The sequence below is a fragment of the Oscillibacter sp. genome (assembly GCF_040505565.1).
GTDB lineage: Bacteria > Bacillota > Clostridia > Oscillospirales > Oscillospiraceae > Oscillibacter.
In genome coordinates, this window is the sequence record NZ_JBEUWZ010000014.1 from 119,099 (window position 1) to 138,227 (window position 19,129).

At 58.8% G+C, this 19,129-nt stretch carries 14 protein-coding genes and 1 riboswitch; of the genes, 6 read left to right on the forward strand and 8 right to left on the reverse strand.

What is annotated here, in order from left to right:
• The first annotated feature begins 23 nt into the window (after positions 1-23).
• Positions 24-120, forward strand: a riboswitch (THF riboswitch).
• A 93-nt stretch (positions 121-213) separates the two neighbouring features.
• The 3 genes from ABWQ15_RS08070 (at position 214) to ABWQ15_RS08080 (ending at position 5,293) form a co-directional block, all read left to right on the forward strand.
• Positions 214-720: a folate family ECF transporter S component gene (locus ABWQ15_RS08070; RefSeq protein ID WP_353908250.1), complete on the forward strand. Its 507-nt coding sequence runs from the start codon at positions 214-216 to the stop codon at positions 718-720.
• Positions 717-1,994, forward strand: coding sequence for a bifunctional folylpolyglutamate synthase/dihydrofolate synthase (locus ABWQ15_RS08075; protein ID WP_353908251.1), 1,278 nt, complete (start codon positions 717-719; stop codon positions 1,992-1,994). Before ABWQ15_RS08070 ends, ABWQ15_RS08075 begins: the two co-directional genes overlap by 4 nt.
• A 221-nt stretch (positions 1,995-2,215) precedes the next feature.
• On the forward strand, positions 2,216-5,293 hold the full coding sequence (locus tag ABWQ15_RS08080) for an ATP-binding protein (RefSeq protein WP_353908252.1): 3,078 nt from the start codon (positions 2,216-2,218) through the stop codon (positions 5,291-5,293).
• 120 nt (positions 5,294-5,413) lie between these two features.
• Here ABWQ15_RS08080 and hutI read toward each other — a convergent pair whose 3' ends face one another.
• Both hutI and hutU read right to left on the reverse strand, forming a co-directional pair.
• A complete protein-coding gene (gene hutI / locus ABWQ15_RS08085; protein WP_353908253.1) occupies positions 5,414-6,652 on the reverse strand; it encodes an imidazolonepropionase in 1,239 nt (412 codons plus the stop codon).
• 77 nt (positions 6,653-6,729) lie between these two features.
• Positions 6,730-8,757, reverse strand: coding sequence for a urocanate hydratase (gene hutU, locus ABWQ15_RS08090; RefSeq protein WP_353908254.1), 2,028 nt, complete (start codon positions 8,755-8,757; stop codon positions 6,730-6,732).
• 451 nt (positions 8,758-9,208) lie between these two features.
• Here hutU and ftcD point away from each other — a divergent pair, with 451 nt between their 5' ends.
• Together ftcD and ABWQ15_RS08100 are read left to right on the forward strand one after the other, a co-directional pair.
• The gene (gene ftcD / locus ABWQ15_RS08095; protein WP_353908255.1) at positions 9,209-10,099 is read left to right on the forward strand and encodes a glutamate formimidoyltransferase; all 891 of its coding nucleotides are present in this window, start codon (positions 9,209-9,211) and stop codon (positions 10,097-10,099) included.
• A gap of 88 nt (positions 10,100-10,187) precedes the next feature.
• Complete coding sequence (locus ABWQ15_RS08100; protein WP_353908256.1) at positions 10,188-11,141, forward strand: agmatinase; 954 nt, start codon at positions 10,188-10,190, stop codon at positions 11,139-11,141.
• Positions 11,142-11,271: 130 nt separating this feature from the next.
• On the opposite strand, the gene ABWQ15_RS08105 is transcribed toward ABWQ15_RS08100, so the two are convergent.
• The 6 genes from ABWQ15_RS08105 to ABWQ15_RS08130 form a co-directional block, all read right to left on the reverse strand.
• Entirely contained in the window at positions 11,272-12,201 is a 930-nt protein-coding gene (locus ABWQ15_RS08105; protein ID WP_353908257.1) for a nucleoside hydrolase, read from the reverse strand.
• Positions 12,198-13,154 carry a nucleoside hydrolase gene (locus tag ABWQ15_RS08110; protein WP_353908258.1) on the reverse strand — a complete coding sequence of 319 codons (957 nt, stop codon included), beginning with the start codon at positions 13,152-13,154 and terminating at the stop codon, positions 12,198-12,200. Before ABWQ15_RS08110 ends, ABWQ15_RS08105 begins: the two co-directional genes overlap by 4 nt.
• Before the next feature lie 34 nt (positions 13,155-13,188).
• Positions 13,189-14,157 (reverse strand): ABC transporter permease, encoded by a 969-nt coding sequence (locus tag ABWQ15_RS08115; RefSeq protein WP_353908259.1) that lies wholly within the window; start codon positions 14,155-14,157, stop codon positions 13,189-13,191.
• A gap of 1 nt (position 14,158) precedes the next feature.
• On the reverse strand, positions 14,159-15,319 hold the full coding sequence (locus tag ABWQ15_RS08120) for an ABC transporter permease (RefSeq protein WP_353908260.1): 1,161 nt from the start codon (positions 15,317-15,319) through the stop codon (positions 14,159-14,161).
• A complete protein-coding gene (locus ABWQ15_RS08125) occupies positions 15,312-16,871 on the reverse strand; it encodes an ABC transporter ATP-binding protein (RefSeq protein ID WP_353908261.1) in 1,560 nt (519 codons plus the stop codon). Before ABWQ15_RS08125 ends, ABWQ15_RS08120 begins: the two co-directional genes overlap by 8 nt.
• A gap of 169 nt (positions 16,872-17,040) precedes the next feature.
• The gene (locus ABWQ15_RS08130; protein WP_353908262.1) at positions 17,041-18,180 is read right to left on the reverse strand and encodes a BMP family ABC transporter substrate-binding protein; all 1,140 of its coding nucleotides are present in this window, start codon (positions 18,178-18,180) and stop codon (positions 17,041-17,043) included.
• 338 nt (positions 18,181-18,518) lie between these two features.
• On the opposite strand from ABWQ15_RS08130, the gene ABWQ15_RS08135 reads away from it, so the two are divergent.
• A complete protein-coding gene (locus ABWQ15_RS08135) occupies positions 18,519-19,049 on the forward strand; it encodes a cysteine hydrolase family protein (protein WP_353908263.1) in 531 nt (176 codons plus the stop codon).
• The last annotated feature ends 80 nt before the right edge of the window (positions 19,050-19,129 follow it).

A 19,129-nucleotide genomic window follows, 5' to 3' on the forward strand; every position in this document is an offset into this window, starting at 1 on the left:
AAGGATATGGAGCTTGCTCCGACGACAGAGTAGGGCCAGCGCGTTAAGTGCCGACGGATGGGAAGTCGCCGTTGGACGAAGAGGTGAAAGCCTCGCGTTGCTGAACCCGCATCCGCTGCCACAAAGAAGGAACTATTTCCTCCCTAGTGGCGACTGCCAAAACAGATCAAAAAGATCGCTTTGGTTTTTATCACATAAAGGAGGATATTTTTTATGAAAAAGCAAAAAATTTCCATGTTGGCAACTCTGGGAATGCTGTTGGCGATTGAGATCGTGCTGTCCCGGTTCTGCTCCATTTCCGCGTGGAATATCAAGATCGGCTTCAGCTTTGTACCTGTTGCGGTGGCGGCGGTGCTGTACGGCGCTGCCCCTGCGGCGGCGGTGGCCGCGCTGGGTGACTTTGTGGGTGCCATCCTGTTTCCCATCGGGCCTTATTTCCCGGGCTTTACCCTGACTGCGGCCCTGACCGGTGCTGTACTCGGCCTGTTTTTACACAAGCGGCAGACCGTGGTCCGCATCGGCGGCGCAGTGGCGGTGAATCAGCTGGTGCTGAGCTTGCTGCTGAACACGCTTTGGATTTCCATGCTGTACGGCGCGCCTTATGGCCCGTTGTTCCTCACCCGAATTGTGCAGACTGCGGTGTTGATTCCGGTGCAGTTCATTGTGATCGGCGTCATGACAAAGGCTTTGGGCCGCTATGGAAAGAGGGCGATGGCATGAATTTTTCCGAGGCACTGGATTTTATCCACGCCACGTCCTGGCAGGGGAGCCGCCTGGGATTGGAGCGCATCGCGTCACTGATGGAGCTTTTGGGCGACCCGCAGAAAAAGCTGCGGTTCATCCATGTGGCGGGGACGAATGGAAAGGGTTCCGTCTGCGCCATGCTGGCCGAAATTTTGACCCGGGCCGGATATACCACGGGACTTTATACATCCCCCCATCTCTTTCGCATCAACGAGCGGATGAAGGTGAATGGTGCGGACATCTCCGATGACGAACTGGCCCGGCTTGCAGAGCAGGTGAAGCCACTTGTTGAGAAAATGGCGGACCCGCCCACGGAATTTGAGCGGATCACCGCCATGGCGCTGCTGTATTTTCAGCAGAAGCACTGCGACGTGGTGGTTTTGGAGGTGGGCTTGGGTGGACGCCTGGACTCTACCAACGTCATCGACGCGCCGGACGCGGCGGTGATTACCAACATAGCTCTGGAGCACACGGAGGTGCTGGGAGACACGCTGGAAAAGATTGCCGGAGAGAAGTCCGGCATCATCAAGCCCGGCGCGGATGTGATTCTCTCCGCTCAGACGGCGGAGGTGGAGACCGTGGTGCGCCGGACCTGCGAGGAGCGGGGCTGCGCCCTGCGGATCACGGACCCGAAGGCGGAAAAGCTGCTTGCCTGCGGACTGGAAGGGCAGACGCTGGATTACCGGGACCGGAGAGACCTGCGGCTGCGGCTGATCGGCGACTATCAGTTTAAAAATGCGGCTGTGGTATTGGATACGGTGGATGTATTGAAGGAGCGCAGGGGATACGAAATTCCGGAATCCGCCGTGAGGTCGGGTCTGGCGGCGGTCGTCTGGCCGGGGCGGTTCGAGGTGCTGCAAAGAGATCCGCTGGTGCTGGTGGACGGCGCACACAATCCCGACGGTGTGACCGAGCTTACAAAGTGCCTTCGGGAATACCTGCCCGGGCGGAAGATGACTTTGCTGATGGGCGTGATGGCGGACAAGGACTATGCCGACATGATTGCCATGATGGCGCCGTTCGCCAACGAATTTGTGGCGGTCACGCCGGAGAGCCATCGGGCGCTTCCGGCGGAGGAGCTGCGGGAAAAGATTGAGACGCTGACCGGCGTTTCCGCCCGGTGCGGCGGCGACGTGAAAAGCGGCCTCGCCATGGCAATGGACGGAAAGGGCCCGGAGGACATTGTCTGTGCTTTTGGCTCACTTTATCAAGTGGGAGAGATTCGGGCATACTTTGGGCGGACGACTTGAAAAAGGCGGCGGATTTTCAGACTGCTTTGCGGACAGAAAACTGTGGCGTCTGGGAACGCCAAAAGCCCGTGAACTTTTCCAACGAATCGGAGGGCAGGCCGTTAAGGCCTGCCCTGATTTATCAACGCGGGAAAAGGAACACAAATATATCTGGCGCTGAACGGCGGAGCCGTGTATAATGAAAGGAAAAATCATTTCCGGAAGAAGAAAGGGAATGGCCAATGCCCAAGATTGAAGTACAGCTGTTTCAGATACCCTGCGTGAAGCTTGAAGGAAAAGAGGTGACCTTTCCCTTCAAGCGGGTGGACGCGCTGTTCTACTATCTGATCTGCCGGAAAACCGCAACGCGGCAGGAGCTGGTTGATCTCCTGTGGGAGGACTGTGCGGAAGAGGTGGGCTACAAAAATCTGCGCCATACGATTTATACCCTGCGAAAGGTGCTGGGGTCCGACTTAATTCTGACGGTTCCAAAAACGGAGGTGCGGCTGAACCCGGCGTGGGAGCTGGTCTCCGATTTCGATCGGTGCGGGACGGAGGGAACTGCGGATACGGAGCAGTTCCTGCGGGGATTTACGGTGAAGAACGCCCCTAACTTCAACGCCTGGGTTGACCAGATGCGGGAGCAGATGGCCGCCCAGACCCTGAGCGACCTCTTCGCCGGCGCGACGGAGGCACAGGATAAAGGCGATCTGGTTCAGGCGGAGCGGCTGAGTCTGGAGTATCTGAACCGGGACGGATTGGATGAAAAGATGGTCATGTTCCTGATGAAGCTCTATCAGAAGGACGGGCGGTACTACAAGGCGGCAAGCCTCTATCAAAAGCTGAAGGACCGGCTGGCGGAGGAATTGGGTATCGCGCCGCTTCACGAGACAGCCGCGCTGTATTATGACATTGTGAACCGGTGGAACGAGACCACGGAAGACGACCCCGAACAGACCAACTTTCCTCTGGCGGAGAGCCGCAGCCGTCTGCTGCAGAAGATACAGGAGCGGTATCAGTCCTTTCGGGACGGTTACCAGACGTCCTCGCTGCTGTTTTACGGCGAGTCCGGCTGCGGGAAGAGCTACCTCCTGCAACACTTTCTTCGGGACGGGGATTTTTCAGACGTACTTGTGCTGACGGGTCACTGCTCGCAATTGGAGGCGGGCGTGTATCTGGAGCCATGGAAAAACGTGATGCTGGCTGTGGCGGAGGAGACTGTAAAACGGAACCTGTCAATCCCGCCTGCTACCCGGCGCACGATTGCAAGGGTTTTTCCTGTGTTCTCCGATGAAGCGGGCGAGCAGCGGGAGGCCTGCAAGTTCAAGCAGAACCGCTGCGGCGCACTGGTGACGGACGCGGTGGCGCTGCTGCTGTCCCTGGCGGCGGCGCAGCGGAAAATCCTGCTGGTGTTTGAGGATCTGCAGTGGATGGACTCGGCCAGTCAGGACCTTTTGTGCCAGGTGATCCGTCGGTTGGGCGGAGGTCAGCTGCTGTTGCTTGCCTCCAGCCGGACGCTGAACGTGGACGTGAATTTCATGCAGGACGAGTCCGCACTGGAGCGCGTTTGCGTGCCCTGTTTTACCGAAAAGGAGACCGACCGGTATCTGGACGCGGCGCTGGGCGCGGACCTGACTGACGCAGTCCGCAGCCACATCTACGAGGCCACGGGGGGGAATCCCCGGCTGCTGGCGGGGGCTGCGGAGAACCTGCGGGGCAAGGAGCCGACGGCGGATGCGCTGCCGGACGCCAACGAGATTCTCCGCCAGCGCATGGCGGGACTGAGTACCCAGGCGCTGCATCTGGCAAATGTTCTGGCCCTTTTTCCGGATAAGACGCCCTGCCGTCTGCTCTCTGAGATCACCGGCTATCAGACTGCACAGCTCTACTCTCTTTCTGTGGAGCTGGAAGAGCACTCTTTGATTGGAGAGTGCTGCGTAGACGGAGAGAGTTATCTGGAATTCCTTCACCCCCATATGAGGGAGGCACTCTATCAGGCACAGTCCTATTTCCAGCGCCAGCCTCTGCATCTCAAAATCGCGGATTGCCTCCAAAAGACTTTACCGGAGGGGGATGTGGACGCACTGGCCCGCGTGGCCCATCACTGCCGGGCGGGGGGCGACGGCCTACGGGCTTTCCGGTGCGAGGCCGCTGGTTTGTACTGGCGGACCTCTTGGACCTGTGAGCTTCCGCCGCTGGTTCCGGCGGAAGCTTCTGCCCCCACGCCGCTGCCGGAGGGAATCACACTGGAGGACGAGGTGCGAAGGCTGGAGCAGGAGCTTGATCGGCTGCGCCGCCGGTACCCGTCGGGGCCGCAGAACGGAGAACTGGACAAGCCAGAGCGGATGCTCTTATGCGCAAAGGCGCGGACACTGATCTATACCGGGCGGTATCAGGAGGGGCTGGGCGTCACGGAGATGCTACTTCAAGCATTGACACCCTGCGCCGCGGAGGATACGGACCTGCTGCTGTGGGTCTTGCGTCAGCGGATCGCCTACAGTGTGCAGACCGATCAGCCAGAGCCGGAACAGATCGTTCGGGGACTTGAAATCGCGGAGGAGTCGGGGCTGAAGCGCCAGCGGGCCTGTTATTTGCTGCTGCGGGGCATCGACTTTTGCAAAGAGGGAAGCTATAAGAGCAGCGATTACTTCTTCCGTCAGTCTCTGGGATTGTTCGATCACCCGGAACGCTATCCCATGTTTTGCGGCTATGTCCGAACGTGGCAGGGGGAGTGGAAGCGCCGCCAGAAGGACTTTGCCGGGGCCTGCGAGATGTATCAGCTGGCCGTGGAGCAAACGACGGGACTGGCCCCCTGGCCGGGCAGCGGGTTCCTCTTTACCTGCTACGGGCGGGCGGCCATGGCGCTGGGAGACGACAGAAAGGCCCGGCAGATGTTTGCCCGGGCGATGGAGATATTTGAAAAAACGGATGAGCTGCCGGGCCGGAGTCTGGCGGAAGCCTACACCGCGTACTATGCCGCTCAGGACGGAAGATACGCTTCGGCGGTGGAACTGCTGGCTGTTTCGTGGGACTCCGCCAGCAAGCTAAGCTCTCTGGTGGAGCAGGGGATTCGGGACAGCGTGCTGGCGAGACTGCGTCGGCAGCTGGACCAGGATCACGCTCTTGGCAACGAGCTGGATCACTATCTCTATCGTCCGCTGGATATTTACTGCCACCGGGGAATGCAGCGTCTGCGGGGTGTCAAGGGCGCGTATGAAAGCGAGCAGCTGGAAGACTGCCTGAAGTACAGCGTCCGGCAGGCAAAGCCTCTCACGGTGGAAAACCTTTACAGCAAAAATAAAAACTTCATGACGGAATGAGCAGGTGTTTTATAAAAGCAGGCCTGGAAAGTCAAAGACTTTCCAGGCCTGCCGGTTTCCTTTTAAGAAGACGCGCCGCCAAATGGCAGAAAATTACGCGAAATTGCGCGGGCCGAAAGCTCAGAACCGGACGATCTCGCCCTTTTTAATAACGGTGTCCACCAGATTGGCACCCAGCCGATAGCAGATATAGTCCAGGTCCGGAGCGTCCCAGACCAGCAGGTCTCCCTGCTTGCCCACCTCCACGGAGCCGATTCGGTCCGCCCGGCGGATACCGGCCGCGCCGTTGAGCGTAACGGAGGTGAGGACCTCTTCCGGGGTGAGGCGGTATTTGAGACAGGCAATGTTCATGGCCAGCTGCAAGTTGGAGCTGGGGCAGGAGCCGGGATTGAAATCCGTAGCCACCGCCACGGCGACCCCGGCGTCAATCATGGCCCGGGCGGGAGCAAAGCTTGCCCCCAGGTAGAAGCTGGTGGCAGGGAGCAGGCAGGCGATGGTGCCGCCCTTCGCCATGCTGGCGATGCCCTCCTCCGGGCAGACGATCAGATGCTCTGCGGTAATCGCCCCGATCTCGCCGGCCAGCTGAGAACCGCCGATGGGGTCGATCTCGTCGGCGTGGATCTTCGGCGTCAAGCCGTACTTTTTGCCGGCCTCCAGAATCCGGCGGGACTCCTGGGCGGTAAACACGCCGGTCTCGCAGAATACGTCGCAGAACTCTGCCAGATGCTCCCGTGCCACTGTGGGGATCATTTCCTCGCACAGCAGGCGCAAAAACCCCTCCCGGTCGTTTTTGAACTCCTCAGGCAGCGCGTGGGCGCCCAAAAACGTGGGGATCAGTTCCACCTTCTGCGTCTCGTTCAGGCGGCGGATCGCCCGCAGCTGCTTATATTCGTCTTCGGGGTCAAGGCCGTAACCACTTTTGGCTTCACAGGTGGTGACGCCCATACGCAGCATAGTGGAAAGCTCCTTGGCGGCCTTGTCCGCCAGCTCCTCCTCCGAAGCGGCGCGGGTCGCGCGGACGGTGGACAAGATACCGCCGCCCTGAGCGAGAATCTCCAGATAGGTGACGCCGTGGAGTTTGAGACCCAGCTCGTTTTGACGCCAGCCGCCGAAGATCAGGTGCGTGTGTGCATCCACCAGGCCGGGGGTGACCAGACGTCCCTTAACATCCACCACTTCTGCGTTTTCCAGCATCCCCGCAGGGACCTCTCCGCTGCCCACGGCGGCGATCATTCCGTCTTTTATAAGAACATACGCATTTTTCAGAAGGGTGATCTCGCCCTGTTCCCTGCCGCGCCTGGCGGCGGAGCCGGTGGGGGTGGCCAGAAGACCGATGTTTTTCAGCAACAGATTTGCCATAAAGGTATCCTCCCTTGCAAAATGTGGGAAAAAGGGGCCTCTTGAGAGGCCCCTTTTTCAAGATTTGTACAGAAAATTCAGTTCAAATTTTTGATGGCATCCCGGATGATTTCGTCATCGTTCTCCGCCACGTAGGGCAGGGTGATATGATCCTGCCCCTTATACATCTCGTTGTACTCCACCGCGGTGGACACGGCGTGCTCGTTGCGGGCCCAGGAGCGGCGCGCGACGCCCACCATGGTGTCCCAGGGCATGGACATGCGCAGGATGGTATCCACGCGCTCACTGCCGTCCAGCACCATGCCAAAGCCGCCGTTGATAGCCTTGCCGATGCCGGTTCCGCCGCCGTTGTGCAGGGCGATCAGGCTCATGCCGCGGGCCGCGTTGCCCGCATAGCACTGGGTAGCCATTTCAGCCATGATGTTGGAGCCGTCCTTGATGTTGGAGGTCTCGCGGAAGGGGGAGTCGGTTCCGCCGGTGTCGTGGTGGTCGCGGCCAAGCATGACCGGGCCGATCTCGCCGTTGCGGACCATCTCGTTGAACTTCAAGGCGATGTTCAAGCGGCCCATGGCATCCTGATAGAGGATGCGGCACTGGGTGCCAACCACCATCTTGTTCTTCTTCGCGTCGCGGACCCAGATATAATTGTCATAGTCCTGATAGCGGCGGTTGTGGGCTTTGATATAATCGGCCGCGGCCGCGTCCGTCTTGTCCAGGTCGTCGGGGTTATGGCTCAGGCAGCACCAGCGGAAGGGGCCGTAGCCATAGTCAAACAGGTGGGGACCCAGGATGTCTTCCACATAGGAGGGGAAGATAAAGCCGTCGAGGTCGTTCTCACCGTTTTTGCAGATGCTCTTCACACCCGCGTCGTACACGGCCTTGAGGAAGCTGTTGCCATAGTCAAAGAAGTAGGTGCCCCGCTCGTGGAGCTTGCAGATCATCTCATAGTGGTGGCGCAGGGTCTTGTCCACCAGGTTGCAGAAGCCGTCGGGGTCTTTGTCCAGCATCTCAGTGCGCTGCTCGAAGGTCAGGCCCTGCGGGCAGTAGCCTCCGTCATAGGGGACGTGGCAGGAGGTCTGGTCGCTCAAAAGGTCAATGTGGACATTCTTCTCATACAGGTACTCCAGCAGATCCACCACGTTGCCGTGATAGGCGATGGCGCAGGGAGTCTTGTCGGCCATGTGCTTTTGCGCCATGGCGAGAGCCTCGTCAAGGCTCTCGGTCTTCTCGCTGACCCAGCCCTGGCTGTAGCGGGTCATGATGCGGGATAGATCGACCTCGGCAATGATGGAGACAGCGCCGGCAATCTCCGCGGCCTTGCCCTGCGCGCCGCTCATTCCGCCAAGACCGGCGGTGACGAACAGGCGGCCGGCCAGATTCTGATCGTTGGGAATACCCAACTTCAGACGTCCCGCGTTGAGCAAGGTGTTGAACGTACCGTGGACAATGCCCTGCGGACCGATGTACATCCAGCCGCCGGCGGTCATCTGGCCGTAGTTGGCAACGCCAAGAGCGGCAGCCCGGTTAAAGTCTTTCTGATTGTCAAACATGCCGACCATCAGGCCGTTGGAGATAATGCAGCGGGGAGCGCCCTTGTGAGAGTGGAACAGCCCCAGAGGATGACCGCTCATGACGACCAGTGTCTGCTCGTCGGTCAGCACCTCCAGATACTTCTTGATCAGACGGTACTGCATCCAGTTCTGGCAGACCTGACCGGTTTCACCATAGGTCACCAGCTCGTAGGGGTACAGGGCTACATCAAAGTCCAGATTGTTCTCAATCATCACCTGAAAAGCCTTGCCCTCGATGCAGTTGCCCTTGTACTGGTCGATAGGCTTGCCGGACAGGCGGCCTTGGGGACGGAAGCGATAGCCGTAGATCCGGCCGTGTTCCGCCAGCTCCTGCGCAAACTCCTTGGCCATCTGGGCATGGTGGTCGGGATGGATGTACCGCAGGGCGTTGCGGATGGCCAACTCCTTGTCGGCCTCGGTGAGATGGGATTCCCGGCGGGGAGCCCGGCGGATACCCTCTTCAAAGGTGGGGTACTCTGGCAGGTTATAGTCCAGCTTTACTGTCATAGCCTTGTCAACATCGAAAATCGCCATGGTCGTTCCTCCTGAAAATTGGATTCTGCCGACCGAATGAACTCCGGCCCGGGCAGTTAAGGATTACCTCGTTTAAAAAACATTGTATCACTCGGATTTGATAAAATCAACAAAATTAATAAAAATATGCACAAGTATTTAGCTGTTTTCAACAAATTAAATCGCTATTGCAGTATCCTACTGTTCAGACAGCGCATCAGTTTACGAAAGTGCTCGCTTTTACTGCCAATGCGCCGTGCACGATAGCGTTCGTGCCGATTTACAGATATGATTATATACTTCCCGCGTTGAATTTGCGTCAAAAGTAACACAAGCAGCAAAAAGTTCTGGGAAAAACGGTTGCGGAACCGGATTTTTTTTGCTATTGTACAAGTGATATATTAAAAATATAAAGACGCAGGGATAAAAACGCGCCGTGGAAACCTCGGGTTGAGTAAAGGAGCGAAAAAATTTGAATCAGATCATGGAGTGTATCCCAAACTTCAGCGAAGGGCGGGATCTTGAAAAGGTGGAGAAAATTGCGGGCACCTTTCGTGCGAAGGAACAGGTAAAGCTGCTGGATTACAGCACGGACAAGGACCACAACCGCTGCGTAATCACCGCCGTGGGCGAGCCGGAGGCATTGCGGGACGCGGTGATCGAGGCTGTCGGCACGGCCACGGCACTGATTGACATGACCAAGCACGACGGTCAGCACCCCCGCATGGGCGCTACCGACGTGGTGCCCTTTGTTCCCGTGCGGAATTGCACGCTGGAGGATGCGGACCGCATTGCGAAAGAGACGGCCGCTGCCATTGCGGACCGATACGGCGTGCCGGTTTTTCTCTATGAGAAGTCCGCCACGGCGTCTCACCGGGAGAATCTTGCCAACATCCGCAAGGGTCAGTTCGAGGGCATGGCGGAGAAAATGAAGAAACCAATGTGGCGCCCCGATTTTGGTCCGGACACCATCCATCCCACCGCGGGTGTTACAGCCGTCGGCGCCCGGATGCCGCTGGTGGCGTTTAATATCAATCTGAATACCTCAGATCTTCGCATTGCCGACGAAATTGCGCACCGCATCCGTTATATCAATGGCGGTTTCCGGTTTGTGAAGTCCATGGGCGTGATGCTGGAGGATCGCAATCTTGCGCAGGTCTCCATCAATATGACGGATTATACGAAGACCTCCCTCTACCGTGTGTTTGAGACGGTGAAGATGGAGGCGCAGCGCTGGGGTGTCAATGTGGTGGGCAGCGAAATTATTGGCCTGACGCCTATGGCAGCGCTGGTGGACTGCGCGGAATATTACCTGCGTATTGAAAATTTCCGCATGGACCAGATTCTGGAGACTCGCCTGTAAGAAGCGTTTTTGGGGATTTTCCCGAAGACAGATATACAACTGGCGGGAGCGAGCCGCTTCCGCCGCGGATGAAAAGGAGATTTTACTGATGCGTCCTGAACTGATTAACCAGCCCATTACGGGCATTTGTTCCTTTGGCCGGTATCCCATCTGCCTGGATCTGGACGAGCTGCATGCCGATTTCGGCGTGCTGGGCATTCCCTACGACATGGGCGTGGGCTTCCTCAGCGGGGCGCGTCTGGGCCCCCGCCGCATCCGGGAGGCGTCCACCCAGTACGGCCGCGGTGAGGCGGGGTATTATGATTACGAGGCGGACGAGCAGATGCTCTGCGCTCCCATCACCATCGCCGACTGCGGGGACGCCGACGTGCTTCAGGGTGACCGGGAGTACTCCTTTAAGTGCGTGGAACGGGCAGTGCGTCGCATCATCCGCGCGGGCAGCATCCCCATCCTCATGGGCGGAGACCATTCCGTTACCATCCCGGTGGGCCGGGCGCTGGAGGAGTGTGGAAAGAAAATCTGTGTGATCCAGTTCGACGCGCATCTGGATTGGACCAGCCACGTGGGGCCCCAGTTTCAGGGCAACGGCAGTCCCATGCGGCGGCTTTCCGAGATGGACCACATCGGTGGGATGGTCCAGATCGGACTGCGGGGCATGGGAAGCGGCAAGAAGCAGGACTATGACGACGCCAAAGCTTACGGCAGCAAGCTGATCTCCGCCCGGGAGCTGCACGCCAACGGCGTACCCTATGTGCTGGACAAGATTCCCGACGCAGAGGCATATTACATCACCTTCGACATCGACGGCTACGATATGCCGCTTGCTCCCGGAGCTGCCTCGCCGCTGCCCGGCGGCATTTTGTACGACGAGAGCATGGAGATGCTCACTGCCATCTGCAAGACCGGCAAGGTCATCGGTATGGATCTGGTGGAGGTGGCTCCCCAGTACGACCCCACCGGCTGCACGGAGCGGTTGGCGGCGCTGACCATGCTGCATGTGATTGCGCAGGTGGGTAAGCAGCTTCATAAAAACGACCGCTGAGCCAGGAAATGCGGTCCCACGCTTTAGAAAAAGACAAAGGAGAAGCGGCATTGAGAAGGAGTTTCTCAATGTCGCTTCTCTTTTACTGTATCCGGTACAGCTCAGCTGTACCGCCGAAATGCGGAAAGTCTCAATAGGCCAGCAGCAGCTCCCGCACCTTTGCGGCAAAGCGGTTTCGGTCCACGTCCAGCACCACGAAGACGTGCCGGTCGGCGAACTGCTTGTCGCTCCAGAGATCGGTGACGGTTTTGCCAAGAGTGACTGTCCCGCGGGTCTCCACATAGACCCCCGCTTCCTCGCCTGAGAACAGCTCCGGACAAGAGAGAAACAAAACCGGACAGGTATCGTGGCAGCAGAGGCCGGGCGCGGTGATCCGCTCAAAAAATTTCAATGCCAATTGGTTGCTGTCATGGAAGAAGCGGCACACCGGCGTGCCGCGGCCGCCGATCTCGTCCACCTCCGCCGGGGTGAGATAGGCTTTCATGGTCACATCCAGTCCGCACATGACCACGGGCACGCCGGCGCGGAAGACCATCTGGGCGGCGTGGGGGTCTCCGTAGATGTTGAACTCCGCCGCCGGGGTGACATTGCCGCCCTTGGCCGCGCCGCCCATGATGAGGATGCGTTTGAGCAGGGTTTTCAGCTCCGGGTACTTGCCAAAGGCAATGGCCAGATTGGTCAGCGGACCCACGGCGATCACCTGCAATTCCCCCTCGGCCGCCTTCGCCGCCTCATAGAGTGCGTCCCACGCGGGCTTTGTCTCCTTCGGCGCGGGGGAGGGGGGGAGTTCCACTTCACCCACGCCGTTCTCTCCGTGGACCAGCGGCGCGGTGTGCAGAGGGACGAACAGCGGGTGTTCTGCGCCGGGATAGACGGGGACGTGGATGCCCGCGAGATGGCATACGTTGCGCGCGTTTTCAAAGGTCCGGCACAGCTCCGCGTTGCCCGCCACGGCGGAGATGCCGCGCAAATCCAGATTGGGCAGCTTCCCGATGGACAGCAGAGCCACCGCGTCATCCACGCCCAAATCCGTGTCAAACCAAATGGGAATCCGGTTCATACGCGCACCTCCCGCCCGTCGTAGGTTTTGACAGCCTGCACCATCAGGTCCACAAACCCCTCCCGGTCGAGGCCCAGAACGCATTTGGCGTTGGGAGCGCGGCCCAGCCTGCCGTGGGGGTCGCCCACAGTGGCGCCCCGGCAGTATTCACCCGCAGTTTCAATGGCGACGTACATCTCCTGAATGGTAAACAGCTCGGGACAAAGCAAAGCGGCCACCGCCACCGCGTCGTGGACGGGCGCTCCATCGTAGCCCAGCTCGCGGTGGAACCTAAAGAAGAATTCCAGCCAGTCCGCTACGACGCCGGACACCTGATTGCCCACGGCGCGGATGCGCTCAAAATCCTCCGGAAAGATCAGCGCCTGTTCCGTAACGTCCAGACCGGACATCATCAGCGGGATGCCGGAGGAGAAGACGATGTCCGCCGCTTCCGGGTCCACCAGAATGTTGAACTCCGCCGCCGGGGTCCAGTTGCCGAAGGCAATGCCGCCGCCCATGACGGAGATTTGGGCAATTTTCGGCTTCAGCTCCGGGTGAGCCAGCAGGAGGGCGGCTACATTGGTCTCCGGCCCTGTAGCGATGATGGTCACCGGATCGGGGCTCTCCCGCAGCGTTTTTGCCATCAGCTCCACCGCGTCCATGGGGGACAGGGGGCGATCCGGCTCGGGGAGGCTGGGGCCGTCCAGCCCCGTCTGGCCGTGGATATTCCCGGCGGTGATGGGATCGGCGAGGAGCGGCCCGGGGCGGCCCATGGCGATGGGGGCATGGATGCCAAGCAAAGCGCACACGCGCCTTGCGTTATAGGTGGTTTTCTCAATGGTCTGATTTCCGGCCACAGAGGTGACGGCCAGAATATCCAGCGTGGGGCTGGCCTTTGCCAGCATCCATGCCATGGCGTCGTCGTGACCGGGGTCGCCGTCCAGAATGACCGGACGAATTAATGAATTTATCATACGCAGGTTCCTTTCAGGATGGTTTTGCTGCGGTTCATTTCGCCGCGGCGGCTTGAAGCGCGGCGGCGGAGTGCCGCTGCCTGGCGCGGCTGCGCCCCACCAGGGCAAAGACCACCAGACCCAGAATCGTCACAAGATAGGGAATGGGGGAGACCAGGTTAGAATCCGCGCCCAAGGACGAGACCTTGATGCCCAGTGCCTGCGCAAGACCGAAGACCAGAGCGGCCAGCATAGACCCCAGAGGCTCTCCCGCGCCCATGGCCTGAGCCGCCAGAGCGATGAAACCGCGGCCTGCCACCATGTCCTGGGACCAGCCCATGGCGTAGTACATGGACATGTACGCTCCGCCAAGGCCCGCCATGGCCCCGGAGAGGCCGATGGCAATGTATTTGACCCGCAGAACGCTGACGCCCACGGAGGCCGCTGCGTTGGGATTCTCACCCACGGACCGGATGTTCAGCCCCAACGGAGTCTTATACAGCATGACCCACGTTAAAAACACCAGCAAAAATGCAAGATAGGTTAAAACGCTGTGGCCTGAGAGAATGTCGCCCAGAATGGGAATCTCCTTCAAAAGCGGGATATTGACGGACGGGACCTGAACACTCTTCGTGATGAGGGAAGTGGTGGAGGCCAGAGCGGTACCCTCGGTCACCTGAGTGATCACCTTTACGAGAAACAGTGTGCCACCGGAGCCGATCATGTTCACGGCCACGCCGGTCAGGATGATGTCGGTTTTCAGGTTGAAGGAGAAGAAGCCCATCAGAAGCGATACGATTACGCCCACGATCAGGGCGAGCAGGACGCCCGCTGCCCAGTTCCCGGTCCAGTAGGCGGTGAGGGAGCCGAAGAGGGCGGAGATCATCATAATGCCCTCCAGGCCGATGTTAGAAATACCGGCTTTCTCCCCGATGACTGCGCCCAGAGTGGCGAACAGGATGGGTGCGGTGATGCGGAGGATGGAGAAGAAGAAATCCGTGGTAAAAATACGCTGCAGCAGCATCTTACTTCACGCTCCCTTCCGTCTGCGCGGCTTTGCTCTTCAGCTCCGCCTGCGTGTTCCGGACCACCAGCTTCTGCCGATAGCGGGACAGGAACTGCTCCGCCGCAAAGAACAGGAAGATCAGCGCCTGAATGATGTCAATCAGTTGGGCGGGAATGCCGGAGTATGTAGACATCAGGTTGCAGCCCTTGTCCAGATACGCCATAAAGAATGCCGCAAAGGGCACGAACGCCGGGTTGTTTCCGGCCAGAATCGCTACGGTGATGCCCGTCCAGCCGTATCCGGGCAAGGCACTCCAGGAAAAAGCGGTGTAGCGGCCAAGCATTTCGATACCGCCGCCCATACCGGCCAGAACGCCGCCCAGCACCTGAGACAAAATCACAATGCCGCCCACCTTCATACCGGAGTACATGGCAAAGTCCTGATTGATGCCGATCATGCGGATGGCATAGCCCCAGCGGGTGCGGTACATGAAAAGCGCGGTCAGCACCACGAAGACCAGCGCCACGATAAAGCCCCAGGAGAGCTTGGACCCATTGTCTACCAACTGGGGAATGGCGGCGTCTGCCTGAAAGGGATAGGACTGGACCTGACCCTTGCTCTTGTCCGCCAGATGAGTGTTCAGCAGGTATTTGATGAAGTACATCACCACGTAGTTCAGCATCAGGGAGTTTACCATCTCGCTGACGCCCAGCTTTGCTTTCAGCACGGCGGGGATAAGCATCATGGCGCCCACCGCCGCCGCCGCGATCAGCACGCAAACCACCGGCAGAATGCCCGCGGGCAGTCTCAGATAGATGGCGCCCAGCGCGCCCACAAAGGCGCCCAGCATGATGCCACCCTCCGCGCCCAGATTGAATTGATTGGCGGAGAACATGACGCAGGTGGCAAGACCCGTGAAAATGGTGGGGATCATGGCTGCCAGAATGTCGGAGAGGTTCTTGGCGCTGATGCTGCCGTTGGATCGGAAGGCCGGGCCGATCAGCAGCTGGTGCAGAGCGCCGCCCGTCTGGGTGAGCTTGGCGGATATGGCCGCGCCGAGGGACGCGCCGTCCGGCGCGTCCGCGCAGATAAAAATCAGCAGCGTGGTTACCAGCAGAGCGATCAGAATCGCCGCGGTACCACGGACCAGGCTGAAGAGCAGGCTTTGCTTCTTATTCATGACAGACCCTCCCAACCTCTTCGGGGGCCTGCTGCTTCAGGCCCAGCATGTATTCGCCCATCAAATCGTCGCTGAGGTCCGCCGTATCCTCGAAATAGGCGGAGATCCGTCCGCCGTACATGACAATCAGACTGTCGGACAGCTCCATGACCTCATTCAGATCTGCGGATACCAGCAGCACCGCGACGCCCGAACGGGAAAGTTCCACCAGCTTCCGGCGGATGAACTCCGTGGCGCCCACATCAATGCCGCGGGTGGGCTGGTCGGCGATAATGAGCTTTGGATTGTTGGAAAACTCCCGGGCCACCACCACCTTTTGAATGTTGCCGCCCGAGAGCATTTTTACCTTCTGGGCCCCGGACTTGCACAGGACGGTATAGTCCTTGATCAGCCGGTCGCACTCGGCATGAATGGCCTTCATGTCAAAGAGAGGCCCTCTGTTCAGCCGTTTCGAGCCGCTTCGGTCGGAGATCAGGTTTTCTTCGATGGTTCCGCCCTCCGCGATGCCATAGAGCATTCGGTCCTCCGGCACCAGAGCCACGCCCTCACTCCGAATTTTCCGCTGGGACAGTCCCAGAACGCTGGTACCGTTGACCTCCACAGATCCGGCGTTGGGCTGGTTCAGATGGAACAGCATGTCCACCAGCTCCTTCTGCCCGTTGCCCTCTACGCCGGCCACCCCCAGAATTTCGCCTTTGCGCAGGTCAAAGGACACCTTGTCCAGCATTTTCTTGCCCCACTCGTTGATGTATTCCAGGTCCCGGACCCGCAGCACCGTGTCGGTGGGTTGAGCCTTTCCCTTCTCCACCTTCAAAACCACGTCACGCCCCACCATCAGCCGGGAAATTTTCTCGGGGCTTTCGTCCTTTGTCTCATAGACGCCCATGGATTTTCCGCCCCGCAGGATGGTCATGCGGTCGGTAATCTGCATGATCTCCGCCAGCTTGTGGGAGATGAAAATAATGGTATATCCCTGCTCTTTCAGGCTCATCAGCTCCTTAAAGAGCTCCGTAGTTTCCTGCGTGGTCAAAACGGCGGTGGGCTCGTCCAGAATCAGGATCTTTGCACCCCGAACCAGAGCTTTCAGAATTTCCACTTTCTGCTTCATCCCCACCGGGATGTCGCAGACCCGGGCGGTGGGGTCCACATGGAGATTGAATTTCTCCGAGTATTTCCTTGTAATCTCAATAGCACTTCCGCTGTCGATCAACAATCCGGATTTCTTGGGAACCATCCCCAGCACCATGTTCTCCGCCACGGTTAAGCTGGGCACCAGCATAAAGTGCTGGTGGACCATGCCGATGCCCGTGGCGATGGCGACGGTGGGGGAGGTGAGAGCGACCTTCTCGCCGTTGATCCAAATTTCGCCGCTAGTGGGCTGTTCCAGGCCAAACAGCATTTTCATCAGTGTGGATTTTCCCGCGCCGTTTTCTCCCATCAGCGCGTGTATCTCTCCTTTGCGGATGTTCAGATCGACATCCTGATTGGCGGCAATACCGTTGGGGTATACTTTTGTAATCCCCTTCATTTGGACGACGTATTCCTCTGCCATATATGGGATTCCCCCTCCTGTGTTTTTTGTAGTTTGCGGTTTTCGGGCAGGCCGCGACGGGGCGGCTTCCCGACCACGCGTTCTGGGAGCGGCTCACCGCTTCCAAAACGCCTGGTCGGGAGTGGCAAAGAGGGGGCAAAAGCCCCCTCTTTGCAAAGAAGCGGGAAGTTTACGGACGGACGGATTCGCGCAGGGCAATAGCCCCGTCGTTGTCATCAATGGCGGAAGGCACGGTAACGGAGCCGTTGATGATGTTCTGCTGCGCGGCTTCCACGGCGGCCTTCGTTTTATCGGAGGCATAGGTCGAGAAGTTTTTATCGGTGACGAGGCCGACGCCGCCCTCGGGGATGCCCAGCAGGATGTTCTGGCCGAACAGATCCTCACCGGCATCCCACTGATCGAAGAACCAGATCAGGGAGTTGCCAATGTTCTTAAGGCCGGAGGTCAGGGTGATGGCGGCAAGATCGGAGGAGAGCGTCAGCTCCTGATCGGAGTCCACGCCCAGGAACCAGGCCTTGCCGGTCTCCAGAGCGGCCTCGGCGGCGCCGTTGCCGGAATTGCCGGCTACGCCCCAGATGATGTCGCACTTGTTGTCGTTGATCATGGACAGGCCGTATTCCTTGGCGATGGCGGTGTCCACATAGTCGTTGGTGTAACGGGTGTCAACTTTGACGTCGGGGTTGATACTCTGGGCACCCAGAATAAAACCGTACAGGAAGTCATTGATGACGGGGCTGTCAACGCCGCCGACGAAGCCCAGCACCGGTTCCTCGTTGATGTTGGCAACGCTGGTGTCGGTGGTCATGCAGGCCGCGAACACGCCCATCAGGTAACCCAGGTCATTTTGCTTATAGTTGATGTTTACCACATTGGGCTGACTGGACTCGGAATCGTAGATCAGGTATTTCTGGTCGGGATACTTGGCGGCCACCTCGTTCAGATATTCGGGCATCTGATAGGTACCGCAGACGATCAGGTCGTACTCGCCGGAGTCGGAAACCTCGTACAAGGTGGACAGCCAGGTGGGCTGGTCCTCGTCGGTGCCGCCCATCTCAATGGTGTTCAGGGTGATGCGGCCGTCGGCTTTCAGCTTTTCCAGACCCGCCTCCGCGGAGTCGAAGAAGGACTTGTCGCCTAGATTGCCGTTTACCAGGTTGCACACGTTGTACACCTTTCCGCTCGCAGCGGAGCCGGACGCCGCGGCAGAGCCGGAAGCGGCGGCGGAAGAGGATGCCGCGGGACTGCTCCCGCAGGCTGCCAGAGAGAGCGCCATGGCCAGTGCAAGAGCAAGCGCAAACAACTTTTTCATGTAAAGAACCTCCCAAATAGTTTATCTCAAAGTTCCTTGAAACCATGAAACCATGTGATATTCGGAACTTTGAGATGAAATAATTGTAGCGGCTTGACACGCGATTGTCAATTTCACCTGAAAATTTATCTGTTTTCAACAAAAAATGTAAAGTATTTCCGGCAGAACCATCGTTTGTAAAAAAACTGCTGGAAGTCGGGCCCCGCTCGGTCCAGCGGAGGGGCATTGTACATCCGCCTGCGCGGGATTTTTTCAATTGTACATTTTAGAATTTAATGGTACAATCATAAAAAGACACAGCAGACCCGCCGTAGGCGGAAAGAAGGACGGATACCGATATGGACTGCTTGTTTGTCATCGATTACCAAAAGGATTTCGTGGACGGGGCGCTGGGCTTCTCCGGCGCGGAAAAGTTGGACGGGGCCATCGCCGCGCGGGTTCGGGAGTACGGCCCGGGTCGCGTCTGGTTTACCCGGGATACCCATGCGGCCGATTACCTCAATACCCGGGAGGGAAGGTCCCTTCCCGTGGTCCACTGTGTGAGGGACACACCCGGCTGGGAGAACTATGGTGAAACCGCAAAAGCATTGGAAGAAGTGGGCGCGGTGGGTATTGACAAGGCCGCGTTCGGCATGGATACCGGCGACCCGGCGGTGCTTGCGGCGCTGCCAAAGAAGGCGGAGCGCATCGAGCTTTGCGGGCTGGTATCCAATATCTGTGTGGTCAGCAACGCGGCGGTGCTTCAAAGCCGCTACCCGCAGGCCCGCATTGTGGTGGACGCAAAGCTCACCGCGAGCTTTGACCCAGAGCTCAACGAAAAGACCCTGGATGTGCTGGCGGGGCTGCAGGCGGAAATCCTGAACCGCTGACAGCGCGTACCCTGCCAAGGAGAACCTGCCGCCCGGCCGGAAGACCCACGGGCGGATCATAAATAAAAGAATACAGGAGG

Coding starts and splice junctions, on each gene's coding strand:
- ABWQ15_RS08070 (WP_353908250.1), top strand. CDS start 214: ATGAAAAAGCAAAAAATTTCCATGTTGGCAACTCTGGGAATGCTGTTG.
- ABWQ15_RS08075 (WP_353908251.1), top strand. CDS start 717: ATGAATTTTTCCGAGGCACTGGATTTTATCCACGCCACGTCCTGGCAG.
- ABWQ15_RS08080 (WP_353908252.1), top strand. CDS start 2,216: ATGCCCAAGATTGAAGTACAGCTGTTTCAGATACCCTGCGTGAAGCTT.
- hutI (WP_353908253.1), bottom strand. CDS start 6,652: ATGGCAAATCTGTTGCTGAAAAACATCGGTCTTCTGGCCACCCCCACC.
- hutU (WP_353908254.1), bottom strand. CDS start 8,757: ATGGCGATTTTCGATGTTGACAAGGCTATGACAGTAAAGCTGGACTAT.
- ABWQ15_RS08100 (WP_353908256.1), top strand. CDS start 10,188: ATGCGTCCTGAACTGATTAACCAGCCCATTACGGGCATTTGTTCCTTT.
- ABWQ15_RS08105 (WP_353908257.1), bottom strand. CDS start 12,201: ATGAACCGGATTCCCATTTGGTTTGACACGGATTTGGGCGTGGATGAC.
- ABWQ15_RS08110 (WP_353908258.1), bottom strand. CDS start 13,154: ATGATAAATTCATTAATTCGTCCGGTCATTCTGGACGGCGACCCCGGT.
- ABWQ15_RS08115 (WP_353908259.1), bottom strand. CDS start 14,157: ATGCTGCTGCAGCGTATTTTTACCACGGATTTCTTCTTCTCCATCCTC.
- ABWQ15_RS08120 (WP_353908260.1), bottom strand. CDS start 15,319: ATGAATAAGAAGCAAAGCCTGCTCTTCAGCCTGGTCCGTGGTACCGCG.
- ABWQ15_RS08125 (WP_353908261.1), bottom strand. CDS start 16,871: ATGGCAGAGGAATACGTCGTCCAAATGAAGGGGATTACAAAAGTATAC.
- ABWQ15_RS08130 (WP_353908262.1), bottom strand. CDS start 18,180: ATGAAAAAGTTGTTTGCGCTTGCTCTTGCACTGGCCATGGCGCTCTCT.
- ABWQ15_RS08135 (WP_353908263.1), top strand. CDS start 18,519: ATGGACTGCTTGTTTGTCATCGATTACCAAAAGGATTTCGTGGACGGG.